12 protein-coding genes are annotated in these 18,219 nt (G+C 57.5%); 8 read left to right on the forward strand and 4 right to left on the reverse strand.

The genetic code is table 11. The features are described from left to right. The first annotated feature begins 387 nt into the window (after nucleotides 1–387). Entirely contained in the window at nucleotides 388–1,716 is a 1,329-nt protein-coding gene (locus EC9_RS05820) for a nucleotide sugar dehydrogenase (protein WP_145343176.1), read from the forward strand. Here EC9_RS05820 and EC9_RS05825 read toward each other — a convergent pair. After that, nucleotides 1,675–3,246 (reverse strand): lipopolysaccharide biosynthesis protein, encoded by a 1,572-nt coding sequence (locus EC9_RS05825; RefSeq protein ID WP_145343178.1) that lies wholly within the window; start codon nucleotides 3,244–3,246, stop codon nucleotides 1,675–1,677. The genes EC9_RS05820 and EC9_RS05825 overlap by 42 nt on opposite strands. 236 nt (nucleotides 3,247–3,482) lie before the next feature. Here EC9_RS05825 and nusB point away from each other — a divergent pair, with 236 nt between their 5' ends. The 3 genes from nusB (at nucleotide 3,483) to EC9_RS05840 (ending at nucleotide 7,108) form a co-directional block, all read left to right on the forward strand. After that, nucleotides 3,483–3,887 (forward strand): transcription antitermination factor NusB, encoded by a 405-nt coding sequence (nusB, locus tag EC9_RS05830; RefSeq protein ID WP_145343180.1) that lies wholly within the window; start codon nucleotides 3,483–3,485, stop codon nucleotides 3,885–3,887. A gap of 191 nt (nucleotides 3,888–4,078) precedes the next feature. Then, nucleotides 4,079–5,530, forward strand: coding sequence for an O-antigen ligase family protein (locus EC9_RS05835; protein ID WP_145343182.1), 1,452 nt, complete (start codon nucleotides 4,079–4,081; stop codon nucleotides 5,528–5,530). 306 nt (nucleotides 5,531–5,836) lie between these two features. Beyond that, nucleotides 5,837–7,108 (forward strand): redoxin domain-containing protein, encoded by a 1,272-nt coding sequence (locus EC9_RS05840; RefSeq protein ID WP_145343184.1) that lies wholly within the window; start codon nucleotides 5,837–5,839, stop codon nucleotides 7,106–7,108. A 125-nt stretch (nucleotides 7,109–7,233) separates the two neighbouring features. Here the strand turns inward: EC9_RS05840 and aroE are convergent, their stop codons facing one another. Beyond that, nucleotides 7,234–8,847 (reverse strand): shikimate dehydrogenase, encoded by a 1,614-nt coding sequence (gene aroE / locus EC9_RS05845; protein WP_315852315.1) that lies wholly within the window; start codon nucleotides 8,845–8,847, stop codon nucleotides 7,234–7,236. 353 nt (nucleotides 8,848–9,200) lie between these two features. On the opposite strand from aroE, the gene EC9_RS05850 reads away from it, so the two are divergent. The 3 genes from EC9_RS05850 to EC9_RS05860 all read left to right on the forward strand — a co-directional run bounded on the left by EC9_RS05850 (nucleotide 9,201) and on the right by EC9_RS05860 (nucleotide 12,325). After that, nucleotides 9,201–10,316, forward strand: a complete 1,116-nt coding sequence (locus EC9_RS05850; protein WP_145343186.1) for an outer membrane protein assembly factor BamB family protein — start codon at nucleotides 9,201–9,203, stop codon at nucleotides 10,314–10,316. A gap of 222 nt (nucleotides 10,317–10,538) precedes the next feature. Next, nucleotides 10,539–11,849 carry a coproporphyrinogen-III oxidase family protein gene (locus EC9_RS05855; protein WP_145343187.1) on the forward strand — a complete coding sequence of 437 codons (1,311 nt, stop codon included), beginning with the start codon at nucleotides 10,539–10,541 and terminating at the stop codon, nucleotides 11,847–11,849. Beyond that, nucleotides 11,846–12,325: a glycine cleavage system protein H gene (locus EC9_RS05860; RefSeq protein ID WP_145343189.1), complete on the forward strand. Its 480-nt coding sequence runs from the start codon at nucleotides 11,846–11,848 to the stop codon at nucleotides 12,323–12,325. The genes EC9_RS05855 and EC9_RS05860 overlap by 4 nt, the downstream gene beginning before the upstream one ends. Before the next feature lie 102 nt (nucleotides 12,326–12,427). On the opposite strand, the gene EC9_RS05865 is transcribed toward EC9_RS05860, so the two are convergent. Next, complete coding sequence (locus EC9_RS05865) at nucleotides 12,428–13,348, reverse strand: hypothetical protein (RefSeq protein WP_145343191.1); 921 nt, start codon at nucleotides 13,346–13,348, stop codon at nucleotides 12,428–12,430. A gap of 211 nt (nucleotides 13,349–13,559) precedes the next feature. Further along, entirely contained in the window at nucleotides 13,560–16,904 is a 3,345-nt protein-coding gene (locus tag EC9_RS05870) for a general secretion pathway protein GspD (protein ID WP_246105975.1), read from the reverse strand. A 635-nt stretch (nucleotides 16,905–17,539) separates the two neighbouring features. On the opposite strand from EC9_RS05870, the gene EC9_RS05875 reads away from it, so the two are divergent. Beyond that, a complete protein-coding gene (locus EC9_RS05875; protein WP_145343193.1) occupies nucleotides 17,540–18,127 on the forward strand; it encodes a DJ-1/PfpI family protein in 588 nt (195 codons plus the stop codon). Nucleotides 18,128–18,219 lie beyond the last annotated feature (92 nt).

An 18,219-nucleotide genomic window follows, 5' to 3' on the forward strand; every position in this document is an offset into this window, starting at 1 on the left:
TCGCCTTGATAGAGAAAGCTCGATTATCGACATCGGGGTAGTGCTAGCAAAGGTATTGGGCTGGTTCGAGTGGATGTTGTTGTTGCCCCCCGTTTCTACTTGCGTCCCGCGATGGTACTATATGTCGCTTGGCTAGGTGTGTTGTGTGCCTCTCGATGTCAATTGCTGCAACGTTCGGAATGTGAATTTACCAGCGTGACGGCTTGCAGCCAGCGGTTTCGCTTGCGATCGAATGGCAACAACCTCTATCCTACGGTGAAATTTAAATTTCTCTGCCGCTGTCATTTGAGATGCCATCATCGAACGAGCGGTAGCGAAGGTGAAATGAATTGTTGGCGCCACTCAGGTTCTTTTAAAACAAACCCTTTAAATTGACAGCTCAACGCGATGACAAACAACTATGACGAATTAATGCAGCGGTTCGAGCAAGGCAACGCTTACGTTGGCATCTTGGGGCTCGGATATGTTGGCTTGCCGTTGATCGACGCCTTTTCCTCGGCTGGTTTCCGCTGTCTTGGCTTTGATGTCGACGAGCGAAAAATCGAGTCGCTGAATGCTCAAAAGAGCTACATCAAGCACATCTCCGACGCAAAAATCGCCAAATGGTATACCGACGCCGACTTTAGCGCCACGATTGATGCAAGCAAGCTCGCCCAGCCCGACGCGCTGCTGATCTGTGTCCCCACGCCGTTGGATGAAGCCCGAGATCCCGATCTGTCCTACGTCGAATCGACAGCTCGCACGATCGCCGCGCATCTGCGGCCCGGGCAAATCGTGATCCTGGAAAGCACGACCTACCCGACCACCACCCGCGACGTGATGGTTCCGATCTTGGAAACCTCGGGACTCAAGGCTGGCGTCGACTTTTACGTTGCGTACAGCCCCGAACGCGAAGATCCAGGAAATCCTGACTTCTCCGCTGCGGGAATTCCCAAAGTTGTTGGCGGCCTCGATGCGGCCAGCCGTGATCTGGCGTGTGCCCTCTACAACAAAGCCGTTGCAGGAACGATTCCTGTCGATAATTGCGAGATTGCCGAAGCGGCCAAAGTGCTTGAAAACATCTACCGCGCGGTCAATATCGCCCTGGTCAACGAACTGAAAGTCCTGTTCGACTCGATGGGAATCGACGTCTGGTCGGTGATCAACGCCGCGAAAACGAAGCCCTTCGGTTTCCAAGCCTTTTATCCCGGCCCGGGACTCGGCGGTCACTGCATCCCGATCGATCCGTTTTATCTCAGCTGGCTAGCTCGCAAACAGGGGCTGAGCACTCGTTTCATCGAGTTAGCCGGCGAAGTCAATTCGTCGATGCCAACCTATGTGATCAACCGGACCAGCGAATTCCTGAACGAGATTGGCAAGCCGATCAAGGGGAGCAAGATCTGCATGCTGGGCGTTGCCTACAAAAAGGATGTCGACGATCCCCGCGAAAGCCCTTCCTTCACGCTGATGGAAATCTTGTTGCAGCGCGGCGCCGATCTGACCTACAACGACCCGCATGTTCCTGAGTTGCCCAAGATGCGGCACCACGACCTGCCCGAGATGGTTAGCCAAGAGCTGACCGCCGAATTCTTGAGCCAGCAGGACTGCGTGTTGATCGCGACCGACCACTCGGCCTACGATTACGACTTCATCGTCCAACACTCTCCTCTGATCGTCGACACGCGGAACGCGACTTCAGGAGTGAAGTCGGGGCGTGAAAAGATTCGCAAGGCTTGAGTTCGCCAGACGCGACTGCAATTTGCCAGCGTGCTGGCGGAATTCAGCCAGCACTTCCCCCAGGTAGCGCTGCGTGTGCGAACTGGTCGCCATCACCGCAGCGATCGCCAGCAGCGCAAAATACGGCCCGGCCAGCAGCGTCGCTGGCAGGATCAAGGCGAAGCCGATCGAGCGATCGAAAACAAACCCTTGGGTCGACATGAAGTAGAGCACCATCAGTAGCACTACGAGGTTGGCGATCGCCGTGGCAAACATTGCGCCGTACAGGCCCATCGTTGGCAACAGCAGCCGATTGAGCAGAATGTTTGCCAGCAAGCCGAGCGTCAACGCAACGCCGATCAGTTTCCCTTTCTCGGCGCACCACAGGTAGTTTTCAGCGACGATAATCAACCCGCTCCAGGCGCAGAAGACGAACGCGATTGGCATCACGGCGAGCGCCTGCGTATAACGGCCGTCCAATAGATGATTGAACATCCACGGGGCGATCAACATTCCCACCGCCGAACCAAACGCAAACGCTCCCGAGAGCAACAACAGCGTTTTGCGAAGCCGCAGGTTCACCCGACGCTTCCGTCCCGATTCCCAGTCGGCCGTCAGATAAGGCATCAACGAACCGCCGATCAAAGTCCCCAGGCTGAGCAAAAAGATCGGCAACAACCGCGCACTAAAATACTCCCCGACCATCGCTTGCCCGACGCTGGGCCCACCGCCGCTAAAGTGCAGGATCATGTAGCGGTCCGACAAATCGAACAGGTTGCCGATCAGATTGATCGCCCACAGCGAAGCCGCATAAGGAGCGATCCGCCGCGCCAAGGAACGATGTGTCAGCGGGTCATCCGACCGCTGCAGCCCCGACCAATTCCTCATCAGTACCCAAGCCGCCGGCACACATCCCAACATCGCCGCCGCGGCAAAGGTTAGGATCAAGCCCGCGACACCGCCACCAATCGCCATCCAGCTGATCGCCAGCAGGGTGAAGCCGACGCTATGCACGAACTGCATCAGCGACGCGACGCGGACCTGCCGCAATCCGCTGACCAGATGTTCCATAAAATTGAAGATGATCGTCGTCACCAAACAGGCGGCCAGGGCAAAGACCGGCTGGACGACGTTGGGGTCGCGAAAGATCAAATCGGCGTATCGCCCTGGGAAGACCAACATCGACGTCGCAGCCAGCAGCGTCAACACGGCGGTCCCAAACACGATCCGGTAGATAAAGGCCTGCAATTGACCGCGGCGACGAAAGTGTTCGACGTAGCGGACGATCGACCCGGGCAAACCGAGCAGAAAGATCGGCGTGATCAAATTGATAAAGCACAACGCCATCGCCCACTGGCCAAGCGTTTCTTCATCCAGAAACTTGCAAAACCCGATGCTGCGAGCAAATCCAACCCCGCGTTGCACGACGGTCATTGCCAGCGAAACAAACAGCCCAACGGCCAGTGAATCGGCTAGGAAAGGCTCCCGCGTTGAGGAGTCGGCTAGTGTCGGCGATGAAGTGGGTGTCGTAGCGGAAATTGCTGGAGCCATGGACGCACGAACGGGCAATTGGCGGATGGAAAGCTTGCGAACTACCGTAGTCTTGCTTTTCTAGGACGCTTGGCACGAATAATTTCCCCCGCTATCAAAAATTTACGACCTCGGAAATCTGTCGGTTGGGCGATGGCGGTTCTGCGATCGACAAATATTGCACGGACCCTTTGCGCAATCGATATTGCGTGCTTAACTTACGGCCCAACCTACGCAACTTCTAGAATTTGGATCTTATGGCAACTCGTCGGCGCGCTCGTGAAATCACGTTGCAACTCTTATATGAATACGACTTCGGAACCGAACGGACGCGCCGTGATCGCGATCAGTTCATCGAGACGCGGATGCGGCACCATCAAGCGCTGTCCGACTTCGCGCGCTCGTTGGTTGGCGGAGTCATGAATCACCGCACCGAAATCGATTCTCTGCTGGCCAGACATTCGTCCAATTGGTCGATCAGCCGAATGGCGGTCATCGATCGAAATATCTTGCGACTGGGGATCTACGAAATCGTCTTTGCGAAAACCCCCGGGCGGGTGGCAATCAACGAAGCGATCGAGCTGGCCAAGCGGTATGGCGATCGCAAGAGTCGCGGTTTCGTCAACGGCATCCTCGATCGAATCCTCAGCGAAAACAAATAGTTCGGCCTTGAACGCGTCCGTTCGCCGCGACGCCTGGTTTACCTTGTGCTGCGACAATCGGCACGGCTGATGTGAGGATCTGCCACAAAGTCGGGCAATCGAACCAAAAAAATGTCTCCGTTTTCGGTTCTCGCCCTAAGTTTCCCCGCCTTGTTCGATTCTGGCACCTAGGATTGATCGCACCAATAGCGGTGCCAATTCGTTGCCGGAGTGGACTGTTGGAATTCTTAGGACTACTGTTTGCCTTAGCCGCTGGAGTGTGGGGGATTTACCTTGCGCACCGCGTCTCGCTGCAACTGTTGGCCCTTGTGGTTTTGATCGTCGGAACCGTTTTCGGTCCCGTTTTTTTCGCCATCAACGGCCCGATCCAATTCAGCATCGATCGGATTTTGTGGTTTGTGATGTTGGGGCTGTTTGCGCTCCGATCGCTCCGGGACCGCACTCGTCCGATCGAATTGAACCGGATGGATTGGTTGATCGTTGCTTTCGTCGGCTGGCTACTGCTGAGTATGGTGATCAGTGACGCCCCCCAAGCGGGACCAGAACCGCTGGCGCGATGGATCTTCTATGCCCTGCTACCGATGGGGATGTACATCGTTGCCCGCTTCGCGCGGCTGTCGCGATTCGAGCTGCGTGTGGTGCAGCGGAGTTTCATCGGACTGGGGATCTATCTGGGGCTGACCGCGTTGGCCGAAAAGGCGGAACTGAAATCGCTTGTCTTCCCTCGCTTTATCATCGACCCCGAATACATCGAATTTTTAGGCCGTGGGCGAGGCCCGTTGTTGAACCCAACGGGGAATGGATTCCTGTTATCGATTGGGATCGCGGCGATGCTATTGGCATTTCAACACCGAAGCCGCTTCGCGCGTCTCGGCTATGGGATCGCGATGTTGGCCGCTGCGGGAGGTGTTTTCGCCACGCTCACACGCAGCGTTTGGATTGCTGCCATCGCTGCGGTTTCGTTGACTCAATTCAATCGCATCTCGCGCGGGATTCGGATCTGGGCGGTGGTCACCTCGTTGGTTCTGGCGGGGGGGCTCGCAATCGGTTTTGGAGACCAGATCTTAAATCTCAAGCGAGATAAGAACCTGTCGGCCAGCGCCGCGGCCGATTCGATCGCCTTGCGGCCGATGTTGGCGGTTATCGCTTGGGAGATGTTCAAGGAACGGCCGCTGACCGGTGTCGGTTATGGGCACTATTTCGCCTTCAACCAACAGTATGCGAAAGCGACGGAGTGGGAGATGCCGCTCCGCACCGCAACGTCGTACCACCAGCACAATGTCCTGCTCTCCTACCTCGTCGACACGGGGCTGATCGGAGCCGGGCTGTGGATCATCATGGCCATCGGTTGGGGAATGAAAGCCTGGCAGATCTCTCGCAGTTCGTCGGCTTGCCCCGAAGCCCAAAACATCGGGCTATTGATGATAGCAACACTCTCCAGCTATCTGCTCAACGGCATGTTCCAGGACGTGTCGATCATCCCGATGCTGAATATGTATCTCTTTTACTTCGCCGGGCTGACCGTAGCGGTCGATTCGGTCGACGGCCGATTGCCCGAGCGAAACTATGCCGACCGCCGCAGAGCCGTCGTGGACCGCCGCGCCGCCGGAGCGATGGAAATGAAAACGGTTTCATCGCGGTAGAGCCCCCACTCTGCCCCCAGCCAGGCAGTTTGCCGTCGATTTTGAGAGACGTGAAAACTGTCTCGATCTCGAGTGACGCAGGAATCAGCCACGCGGCTGGGGGGATCGCAATCCATTCTGATAAAAACGAAAAGGCTTCCATCGCCATAGGTGTGGCGGTCGGGATCGTCTAAGATTTATGGAACTCCTTCCTATCGCTTCCGTTAGCAATGGGCAAGAAATCGAACCGGCGGCTGCCCTTTCGGCTGCAATGCGATCGGCCAAGCCAAACCTCCCACCAACGAATCTTTGACAGGAATTCCCGTGATGTTTACACGCCCCCTGGCCCCGGCCCTCGCAGGCTTGTTAGCCATTGCCGTCAGCTCACTCAACGCTCAAGAACCGGCCAAAATCTCGGCCGAAGCGGAACCCGTGCTGGCTGCGTTTGTCGATCAGATCAAGTCGGCCAAAGCGGTAACGGCTGAATTCAAGACCAGCGAACAAGTTTACTCCGAGGGCCAAGTTGTCTTCGAAACCAAAACCGATTACTCCGCCGCCTCGGCACTGCCTAACAAGTTTGCTCTGCGTGTCCGCAGCGAAGAGGTCAACGTCGACATCGTTTCCGATGGCAAGATGTTGAACATGCTGGTCACCCCCGACGCCTACATCTCGAAAGACAGCCCCGCCACGCTGGCCGATCTGATCGTCGAACCTGGAATGCCCGGCGGACCGATCATCGACGCCCTGTTGGCGATGACGATCCCCAGCGACTCGGCTCGCGAAAACCTGTTGACCGACGTCACCAGCGTCGAATTGGTCAAACCCGAAGGGGACGCCAAACCAGCTGGCAAGACGCTGCAGCTGAATCGCGCCGATGACAGCTTTGTCCAATTGACGATCACCGAAGACAAGCAACCCAAACTGGCCGGCATGTCGATCGACATGACTGAATTGATCAAGCGAGCCAACCCGCAGGTCCAGAAGACCCCAGGTTTTAAATTCGTCGTCGATGTGAAGGTCGAAAAGTGGGAATGGGCCGAAGGCGGTTCGGACACCTTCAAATTCGAAGCTCCTAAAGACGCCAAGGCCTTCGCTTCGGTCGAAGCTTTGGTCGAATCGATGGAGGGCGGACCGCACCCCTTGGTCGGCAAACCCGCTCCTGAATTCGAAGCGCCGCTGATGGACGACTCGACATTGAATCTGTCCAAGCACCTCGGCAAAGACGTCGTGATCCTCGACTTCTGGGCGACCTGGTGTGGCCCGTGCCGATTGGCGATGCCAGTGATCTCGGAAGTCGCCGAGGAGTTCAAGGACAAAGGCGTCGTGCTGTACGCGATCAACAACGCCGAATCGAAGGCGGAGATCGAAGCCTTCCTGAAGCAATCCAAGCTGGCGATCACCGTCGCTCGCGACGAGGATTCATCGATTGCGATGACCTACCAAGTCACCGGCTTTCCGATGACCGTGATGATCGGCAAGTCGGGGAAGGTTGAAAACGTTCACCTCGGTTTCCAGTCGCTGGAGAACCTGCGCGAGCAATTGACGACCGAACTGTCGGTCCTCTCCAAGGGCGAAAGCTTGACCGAGAGCAAAGAATAAGCCGACGATCGGCTTTGCTGCAAAGCATGCGATCCGCTGACGAGGCTCTCCTCCCGCTGGGAAGAGAGCCTTGTGGATCGCGGATCGATGATCAAAGGTCGCGGCAAACACGCGGCCTCGCGGGATCAGCTCTCTTCGTCGTCGCCGTCTTGGTCGGCGTTGACCGCTTCGGTCGCATCCCAAGTCTGAGCGGGATTCACCGCGCGAGCCAAGGCTTGTCGCATCACCGAGATCGGCGGTTCCTTGCCAGTGAACAGCTTGTATTGATACGCTGCCTGGCGGATGAACATGTCGACGCCCGTGACAATCTTGCATCCCTTTTGTCGAGCCAGCTTGACCAACAGCGTTTGCCCAGGGTTGTAGATCGTTTCAAATACTGTCGTTTCGGCTCGCAATTGGTTGCCATCGTAGGGTGACTGATCCAGGTTCGGATACATTCCCAACGGCGTTCCGTTGATCAAGATGTCCGCCTCGGGATCATGCCGGTGTTCCCATGCGATCGCGTTGCCGCCAACCGATGCAGCCAGCGCTTCGGCCCGCGCCGGACTTCTTCCGGTAACGATGATGTCCGCGCCGCGTTGCCGCAATCCCCAAGCGATCGCTCGGCAGACCCCGCCGGCTCCCAACAGCAACGCCGTCTTGCCGCGAAGCGGTTCGTCCGATGAAGCATCGTGCTCGACCGACTCCATCAAACAATCCATCGCCGCGCGGTAATCGGTGTTAAAACCGCGACGTTTGTCGCCATCGAAGACGATCGTATTGACCGCGCCGATCTCGTGCGCCGAGGCCTCGATTTCAGTCAGGTACTCCATCACCTCTTCTTTGTGCGGGATCGTGACGCTGAGTCCCTTGATCCCCATCCGTTGGCAGTTCTCCATGAAGAAGTCGAGATCTTCGTGGGGAACGCGAAACGGCAGGTAACGATTATTGAGTTGTTGGTGCTTGAAGCCGGCGTTGTGAATCAGCGGGCTGTAGCTGTGCCCGACCGGATCGGCGATCACACCAAACAGCTTCGTATCGGCGTTGATATTTTCAGCGTCGTAGACCTTCAACATCTCTTTCCAGCCGACCTGACCGGGAGCCATCGTTCGCTCCGAATCGATCGACGCAAACGTCAACGGCGAACCCCAACTTCCCTGCAGGATACGCGTTGGGGTTCCGAGGTCCCCCATGCAGAGTCCGATCGTCGGGACGTCGGAGCTTTTAACCAGTTCCATCATCCGGAACGTGTCCTCGACGCAATTCGCCATCGTTGCGATCTTGACCACATCGGCGTCGCGGCGAGCCAATTCGCTGTGCAGTTCGGCCAGGTTATCGGGCGTCGTCTCAAAGTTGTGATAGCTGACGATGCGTTTGGTCCGCCCGTACCGCGGCACGGTGTGGGCGATGTCCCCCTCGAGATCGACGTAGTCGACTCCCGAAGCGATCGCCGAGCGCAACAGCATCAACCGATCTTCTTCGCTCCCTTTCCAGCGACCGCCATCCTCGCGGCGGCGACACGTGGCGATCACTTGGCAGTGCTTATCGCCCAGCAAACGATGCAGGTCGACGGTCCGCGTCAGGTAATCCAACCGCAATTCGACAAGTTTGATCCCCTGTTGGGCGATCCATTCATATTCGGCGATCATTCGTTTATGGCGACCGCGACCAATGCTGACACAAATCATAAAGTCCGACTTAAACCTGGTGACAGGAGCGATTTTCGAAGTAATAACGGTATCGGATCCGTTGCTGTCCATGGCCACAGATCTTACCAAGGGTTGTCTGATGTGTACAAAAATCTCTGCAATGGTTGCCGCGCCAGGCATCCCTTGTCATCCGATACACTTTAATCGACGCGAAGAAAGTTCGTCAGATACGCCCCCGACGAATTTGAAAAGTCAGAAAATTTGGCAGTTTGCACCCCCTGGGACCGTTCCCGGTATAATGAATCGGCATTCGCTGGCCACCAGGCTGCCGATTGCCCCTGCCGATTTGAAACCACTCCCGACCGCGGGCTCCTTCGTCAACGCGATCTCACGCGGCTCATCCGCCTTGGACGCGCTGCAGTTCAGCCCCGCGCAGCTCACAGCAACCCTCGATTAGCGACGCGATGCAGCCTTTGAAAACAGATGGCATTCTCCTGGCCAGCCTCCTCTGCGTGGCGACGGTCTCCAATTGCTTGGCCCAGTGGCCGGTCCAACGCGGCAATCTCGCAGCGACTGGAGCCGTCGAGACCGCGCTCCCCGAAACGCTTTCCCTGCTTTGGGACTTCGCCGATGCGGCCGCTTTCGAAGCGACCCCGGTGATCGATGCGGGGCGGATCTACGCCGCCGATACCGAAGGGAACGTATTCTGCCTGAACCTGGCCGATGGCAAGCTGATCTGGAAGGTCTCGATCGATACCGGTTTTCTCGCGGCCCCGGCGATCCAAGGGGATACGTTGGTTCTGGGCGATTACGACGGCATGGTCTACGCCCTTTCGACGGCCGACGGCAGCCAGCGTTGGAAATTCGAAGCTGACGGGCAGATCGATTCCGGAGCGATGTTCCATGGCGAGAAAGTCCTGATCACCTCCGAAGCGGGCAAACTGCACGCGTTGAAGCTGACCGACGGCTCGGTCGTCTGGGAATACGAAACCGCCGACCAAATCCGCTGCTCCGCCACCGTTGCGGGGGACCGAACTTTCCTGGGCGGCTGCGACAGCCAGCTGCATGTCGTCGATCTGAACACCGGCAAAAAGGCGTCCGCCCCGATGCCCTTGGAAAGTCCGACCAACAGCACGCCGGCGGTTGTCGGTCCGCTAGCCTTTTTGCCAACCTACGGCGGACACGTGTTTGCCTTCGATTGGCAAAAGGGGACTCGTAAGTGGACCTATGAAGACCCCGAGAAATCGCAAGAATACAGAAGCAGCGCCGCGGCAACCGACAAGGTTGTCGTCGTCAGCAGCCAAGGCAAACGTGTGACGGCGCTCGACACTTCCAGCGGAAAACAGCTCTGGCAGACCACGGTCCGCCGCCGCGCCGACGCATCTCCCGTGATCGCCGGCGACAGCGTGCTGCTGGCCGCCACCGATGGCCGCTTGTACCGGTTCAACCTGCATGACGGCAAACAGACCTGGCAATATGAAGTCAAAGGAGCTCTGCTAGCATCCCCCGCGATCGCCGACGGAAAGCTGATTCTCACGACCGAAGAGGGACATGTGCTCTGCTTCGGCGGCAAGCAATGACCGCCGAGCCATTAAGCGTTTGTGTTTCGGCTGGCACCTCCCCGTTGAAACACGGATTTGCCATAGGCAATGGCTGTCGAGAACTTGATTTACTAGTAAACTGTTAAGCAGCTCGGGCCGAAGAATGCATGCGGGTTGTCGATTCCAACCGTAGTCCGCGTCGCTCGGGACGTTTATCGTCTTCCCGCACCGACCCCATCCGACCACCAAAAGAGAGATTCCATGAGCACCACCGATTCCAAAACTGAAGTCGGCAGCTATTTCATCTCCAACTACCCTCCTTATTCTCAGTGGACGGTCGACGCCCTGCCAACTGTCGAGCAGACGCTCGGCAGCGCCCCCAAGCCCGACACGCCGCTAGGCTTGTACCTGCACATCCCGTTCTGCCGCAAACGCTGCAAGTTCTGTTACTTCAAGGTCTTCACCGACGTCAAAGCGCCCGAGGTGCAACGCTACGTCGATGCGCTCTGCAGCGAGATCGAAATGGTCAGCCAGTTGCCCGTAATGGGCGATCGTCCGTTCCGATTCGTCTACTTCGGCGGCGGCACCCCTAGCTTCCTTAGCCCTAAGCAATTGACGGCGCTGTCGGAACGCCTGCACCGCCACATCACTTGGGATGGCGCCGAAGAGGTGACGTTTGAATGCGAACCGGGCACGCTCAGCGAGACCAAGGTCAAGACGCTTCGCGAAACCTTGGGCGTCACGCGGCTGAGCCTTGGTGTAGAGAACTTCACCGATTCGGTGCTCGAAGAAAATGGCCGCGCTCACCTTTCCAAACAGGTCTACACTGCCTGGGAATGGATCGAAGCTGCCAATTTCAATAACGTGAACATCGACCTGATCTCGGGAATGGTCGGCGAGACATGGGACAATTGGAAGTACAACATCGAGAAGGTGATCGAACTGAGTCCCGAAAGCGTCACGATCTACCAGATGGAATTGCCGTTTAACACGGTCTACTCCAAAGACATTTTGGGCAACAAGATCGAGACGCCCGTCGCCGATTGGCCGACCAAACGAGCTTGGGTTGCGTATGCGTATGAAGAGCTGAAGAAGGTCGGTTACAGCGTCAGTAGCGCGTACACGATGATCAAGGATCCCAACAAAATCAGCTTCAGCTATCGCGACAATCTGTGGCGTGGCAGCGATTTGTTAGCCACCGGGATCGCCAGCTTTGGCCACGCCCAAGGCGTTCACTACCAAAACCTGCCCGGTATGGAACAGTATCTGGGCGCGATCGAAGAGGGCCGTTTGCCGCTGGGACGCGGTTTCCAACCGACCGAGCATCAGATGCTGATCCGCGAGATGGTTTTGCTGCTGAAGAAGGGCGTGCTGGATGTCGGTTATTTCCGCCAGAAGTTTGGCGTCGACGTGATCGATAGCTGGCGCGAAGTTTGGCAAGGTTACGCCGACCAGGGGCTGCTGAGCTTCAACGACGACCAAGTCGAATTGACGATGGATGGCCTGTTGCGTGCCGATTCGCTGTTGCCCGCGTTCTTTGAGCCCGAGCACCAAGGGGTTCGCTACACATGAGCGAGTCTGTCGAGTCGAACGACTCGCTGGTCTTCAGCATGGGAGAGTTCCAAGCGAGCTTTCCGCAAGACCGTCTGTATGCCAAGAACCATATGTGGGCGATGCCTACCGATGCGGGACGCTTCCGTTTCGGATTGTCCGCCTATGCAGTTCGGCTGCTGCAGGACGTCTACTTCCTCGACTGGATCGTCGACGCCGGGGCGACGATCGCCGCCAGCGAGAACATCGGCAGCATCGAGAGCAAGAAGGCCGAGAGCGATCTCTATTCGCCGCTTGCCGGCCGGCTGACGGCGATCAATCCGGAAGCCTTGGACGATCCTTCGGCGATCAACGCGGAACCTTATGCGGCCGGTTGGTTGATCGAAGTCGAAACCGACGACGCCAGCCGTCTGCTCGATCCGGTCGCCTATCTGAAGCATCTCGACTCCGCCTGGGAAGTCGCTCAGCGAACGATCAAAGGCCAGGCGAACCAGTAGATCACCGCGCTGGAGTCAAGGCTTCAGCCGACGGCGCGCTGGAGTCGAGGCTTCAGCCGACAAAACGCATCTTCGGCTGAAGCCTCGACTCCAGCAATCTCCTTAAAACGTCACCCCGGCGTTGCCGAACATCCCGGCGTCGAAGTCGTATTCGTCTCCCGATTCGTATTCGATCGTTCTCGCAAACGCGAGCCCCAGCTCGGCAAACCAGCCTCGCCCGCCATCGCGAATCTGTTCGACGCCGAGCATTGTGCGGATGTCGCCGAGCGTCAGTTCGTCGTCTCGCCCATCGCTGCGCCGGACGTTGAACGTATTGCCGCCGGGAGCGATCGAGGCGTAGGCCCAGGTTTCACTGAGCGGTCCGTTCTTGGCGATCCGACGCATCAGACGCGGTCGCGGGAACATCAACTCCAGTCGCCAATCTGCATTCGGCCGCCAATCGAGCCCAACCGCCGGCAGCACCGGCAGGTCGTCGCGGCCGAGATAAGCGGCACCAAACGAAACGGTTAAGACTTCGGGAATCCATTCCCACGCGATCACACCAAATCCGGACAACCGCCACGAGCTGTCTTCGGTTTCAAAATCGGTCCGCAATTGGGGCGAAACCATCGCCAAAATCGAGAGCCCCGGTTTCCATTGATATCGCGTGAAGAGAGACACTCCGGTCTCGTACAGCCGATCTGGCACATCGATCGCATCGCCAGCGTTGACAAAATATTGCCGAAAGCTGGGCGTCAGCACCAACAAATTCTGAAAGCTGCCCAAGGGGACCGCCAACCGCGCAGAGACTTTGTAGTCGGCGATCGACAGCGCGTTCTCACCAGCATCGCTGACGTAGCCGCCCGAGAGAATCACACCTTGGAACATGCTTTTGCGAAACCGCACGACCGGTTGATCGTCCCAAGCCAGCTCTGCCTCCGGCTCCTGCCCCACGCTATCGATCGCCATCAGGCAAACCGTGATCCCGGCCAAGGCAGTAGCGCGAAGCACGCGTCGGACCAGCTGGCAGATGAGCGAATCCATCGTCGTAAGCCCAAAGAAATGCTCGGAGTCGAGAAAATGCCCAAGCCCAGATGCGACGCGGCTGGGCAAGTCATTCTGTTGTATCGAGAGTGGAACGCTGGGCCACAGAATGCTCTGCAGCCAGCGGTCCGCTCTATCTACAAAAAACCGCAGGAGCAGCGTCGTGAAACGCGACTCCTGCGGGTCGATAGTCTACAGATTTGGCAGCCGATTAACGGGTCGGATCGAATCCGGTTTGAGCCAACTCTTCCTCTTCTTGGATGATGATCCGCGGTGTGACCATCAGCATCAAGCTGTTGGTTTCACGTCCGGTACCGACGTTCTTAAACAGTCGGCTGATGTACGGGATCTTGCTCAAGATCGGCACACCCTGCTCGGATCGTGTTTCACGCAATCGCTTGATACCACCCAACAAGATCGTTCCGCCATCGGGAACACTGACCGTTGTCGAAACCGAAGTAAACGCGAAGGTCGGCAACTGGACCGTGGTACCTTCGTTGGTTTCTTCCTCGGATACCTCTTCGTCTTGTTCGTCGATCACACCATCGTTGTTGGTGTCGCGGCGAGACGAATTGCTACTCGACGAACGACCTTCGAACGTAAACGTGTCGACGTCACCGATCTGGCTGAAGAACGGTACCAGCGTCAGTCGGACGAAGCGTCGGTCGTCGCTGACCACCGCTTGCACGTTCAACGCAGTACCTTCGTTCAAGACCACGATGATCGGCTGTTGAGCGACGGCAAAGTCACCGACGATCGGCGTCACGCTGATCACAAACGGTCGTTGCGATTGATCGTTGATCGAAGCGATCTGGCCATCGAACAGCGTCACCTTAGGTGCCTGCAGAACGTTTGTTCGGCTGTCACCCTGAGCGGCTTCGAGGAAGAAGAACGCTTCGATGTCGCTGAGGATCGCAAAACCGATGCTGGCCGCGGATCCTTGATCGAATCCACCAAAGGCTGGAATCGACGCTCCGAAGCTGCCTTGGTTGAAGGCAAAGTCGAAGTCGGCGGTCGGCGTGCCGGCGGCATCTCCGATACCGATCGCAACCGAAGGACCGCGGTCGTCCAGTGGCAGTTCGTCGACGTTGTCGTCGAATTCAGCGTTAAAGCTGAGTCCGATACGCTCGAAGAAGTTGTCGGCCAACGAGATGAAGCGAACTTCGATCGTGACCTGCAAGTTCTGCAGCTTACGCAACGATTCCAACAGTTGAGTGATCTGGTCGTGTACTTCGCTGGTTGTACTGATCACCAAGCTCAAGTTCGCCGGATAAGGACTCATCGTACTTGGCCCCCCCAACGCTTCCCAAGTATCGGGAATGACGGTGGTTTGGATCAATTCCATCAGCGAATCAAAGTCGGCGATCGCACCACCACCCATCGAACCGGGCTGGGTGGTTTGACCTTGATGTCCGCCGTTGCCGCCAAATCCAAACGCTCCCGGGGCGGTGAAGCCACCTTGAGCCAAGATGTTGGGGTTCATGGTGGTCGGCGACATCGGCGTGTTGTTCGACGCTAGGCCGGTCAACGATACGGGCATCGTGTTCACGTTTAAGCGATTGTTCGCCATCGCGTGAGCCGCTTGAATGGCTCCCGCCAAACCGGTCTCGTACGAAGTCGTAAAGTTAGGAATCGGCAGCACCAAGGAGGCGACGCGATAGGTCACAGGATAGACGTCCGAACGCTGCATCTCGCGGCTGGTAACCATCAAGACTTCGTTGCGGATCACATAGCTCAAATCCAAGGGGCTGAGGATCAATTGCAAGGCACTGCGTAGCGAGATCGGTTGGCTCAGATCGATGCTGACCGATTGATCGCGAGTCATATTGAAGGCCGACAGAGCGCGATCGTCGATGTGCATCGGCACGCCGGTCATCTTGCTCAACGTGTCGATCACTTCGCCAAGCGGTCGGTTGTCGAAACGCACTTCCACAGGAGTCGTCAAACGACTTTCAATTTCGAGTTCACGAGGGCCCATGCGACGGTTGGCCGCACGTTCACGCTGCAATCGCGTGGTGCTCATCGGTGCCCATTGGCGAGCATCGGCGAACTTCAATGGATTGCGATCGTCGAAAGGAATCGACGATTCATCGACCGCCTGCAGCGTATCGACAAATCCAATCTCCTTCTTGCCCTTGATCTCTTCGGCTTGATTCAAACGGATGCCCATTCGCGAGTTGTGCCACAACAGCGTTGCGATCGGCGAATCGGGTTTCAGTTCATTGACTTGTTTGGCGATGATCTCCGCTTCGGGATATCGTTGGTCGTCCATCAATTCGTTGAACTGCTCAACCAATTGCGAAACCTTCTCGTCCAATTCGATCAAGTCGAACTGTTCTTGGTTGATCTCTTCGCGAATCCGCGTGTTGGTCATGTCCAGATCGATCTGGGCACGATTCTGTTCCACGTAGGTCTGTTGAGCGGTGATCTGGCGATCGACCATCGCCAGCATCTGTTGACGCGAGGCCGAATCGGCATCGCTGTTCGCTTCGACACTGCGACGCAGGCGTTGCAGCCGTTCCAAGGCACCGACCGGATTGTCCTTCTTGGCTTGTTCGACATTTGCCAGTTCGCTGGTGACTTCACGCATCAGTCGTGCTCGAGCAAGGGTTTGCTCTTGAGTGACAGCATCAAACGCAGCCGTCGGTTCGGCCATCGGACGCGATTCGGTTGCTGGACGCATCAACGTCAGCTTGTCTTTCAATTGTTGGCGAGTCGCCGGATCCAGGGTCGCTTCGCTTTTCCAAGCTTCCAGGAACAAAGCTCTCGCTTCGTCGCTGTTCCCCGCCGAAAGGGCTTCGACACCCTTGCGATAGGTTTCCGCCGCGTCGTTGGGAACCGGCACTTGCGGCAGGTTCGCTTGAACTTGGACGACTTGTGAATTGTCGTTCGCAGCGTTGTATCCGCTCTGTTGAACCTGTCCCATGCCAGGGGCGTTGCCGATTGGCATCGTCGCACCGGCTTGAACTACTCCGCCTAATTGTGCGGGATTGGATTGGGCCTGTTGCGACATCGCTGGCTGACGACGCGACATCGAATCGGCATCCAACATCAATTGCCAAGGGCGTGTCTGGCCGGGACGGAAGGCGGCATCGGGGACTTCCAGGCTGTCCGCCTGAGTCGCCAATTGTTGGGCGGTGCGGAAATCGCCGCGATCCATCGCCGCCAATCCCAACGCCACCAAGCGACCCGCTTCGGTTAAACGTTGTTCGACCGGCGCTTGTTTGGTGATCGGAGCGTATTGTTGTGCGGTTGGATCGCTGGACGCTGGCTGTCCCGCGGCCGTTGGCAACCGCTGCATGTCGATGGTGGCGGAAGGATTCGCCCCGGCGGACAACTGCATCGGCGGTAGGCTAAAGCCTCCGGGGAGCGGTTGGGCTGGCGTTTGTAACTTCAAGCCCGCCGCGCCATTGGGCATCTGAGGCACGATCGCCATCAGATCCTTGGCTTGGACCCCCATCGATTGCAGCTGTTGGTACAGCCCATCGAGTTCGGGACGCAGCTGTGGCAGCATCGGCAACATACCAGCGGCCTCGCGGAAGGCGGAGATTGCCACTGGCAAGTTCCGATCCGCTATCGCCTGCTTGGCCTGTTGAACCAAGGCATAGGCTCTGCCTGGATCAAACGAGGTTGGCTGGTCAGCGCGTGGCTGGACAGGGACCGGCGCCGCGGCGGGGTCCTGGGCATGCGTATTCACATCGATGCATGAGAGCAGCGCTCCAACCAAAGCGATTGATGTGATCCAAAGTCTGTAGTTCACCGTTGCAATCAACGCGAATCTCCTTCATCGCGGGTACGCTTTAAGCAAAAACTAACCCGCCAGCCAATGTTCGCGATCGAAATTCATTCTCGATGCGATATCAAGATCGTCCCGCGCTGCACACGCCATCCGTGGCAATCTCTCGGCAGAACTGAACGACCCAAGCTCCGCGATCGTCTGACCAACCAAACGACCGCGTTTGCCCCTCTGTCAAGTGATCACACAAAACAGTGGGCTGGAGGGTGAGTACCAATCGGAAACCGCCCGCGTCAAGCCGGAATTCCACCAAGCGGCAATATTTTTCCATGCAAGGCGAGCGGCTGGGTGTCTGGCTAAAAAAGTAGGCCCAGGTTAGCCTGTGGTCTGAAGGGCCTTTCCCTTCAACAATCAACCGTTTTTTGCTTCCTTTGAGCCCCAAGGACCCCAAGGCGATGGCTGCCAAAAAGATACTGATGCTGGTCGGCGATTTTGTGGAAGATTACGAAGCGATGGTGCCGCTGCAGATTCTGCTGTGCGTTGGCCACCAAGTCGACACCGTCTGTCCCGGCAAGCAGGCGGGGCAAACCGTCGCGACAGCGATCCACGATTTCGAAGGGCATCAGACCTACAGTGAAAAACCGGGTCACAATTTTGCTATCACCGCCGATTTCGATTCGGCCGACGCTGCAACCTATGATGCCTTGGTGATCCCCGGCGGCCGCGCCCCCGAATACTTGCGGATGAATTCCAAGGTGATCGATTTGGTGAAGGCATTCCACGCCGCCGACAAACCGATCGCCGCGGTCTGCCACGGACCGCAGATCCTTGTCGCCGCCGGCCTGCTGGAAGGACGCAAGTGTAGCGCCTACCCAGCCGTTGCCGCGGAAGTCACCGTCGCTGGCGGCCAATTTGTCCCGGCATCCGACGGATTCGACAACGCGCACGTCGACGGAAACTTGGTCACCGCGCCGGCTTGGCCCGCCCATCCCGCCTGGATGCGAGCGTTCCTGGAACTGCTGGGCAGCGAAATTAAGCCCTAACCGCGCCCCCGCCGATACTTCCAATCGGACACGCGAGTTTCCCCTTCCTCTATAAAAATGCGACGCCTGCTGCCTGCACGGCCGGGCGTCGC

Source organism: Rosistilla ulvae, assembly GCF_007741475.1.
In the GTDB taxonomy this organism is placed as follows: Bacteria; Planctomycetota; Planctomycetia; order Pirellulales; family Pirellulaceae; genus Rosistilla; species Rosistilla ulvae.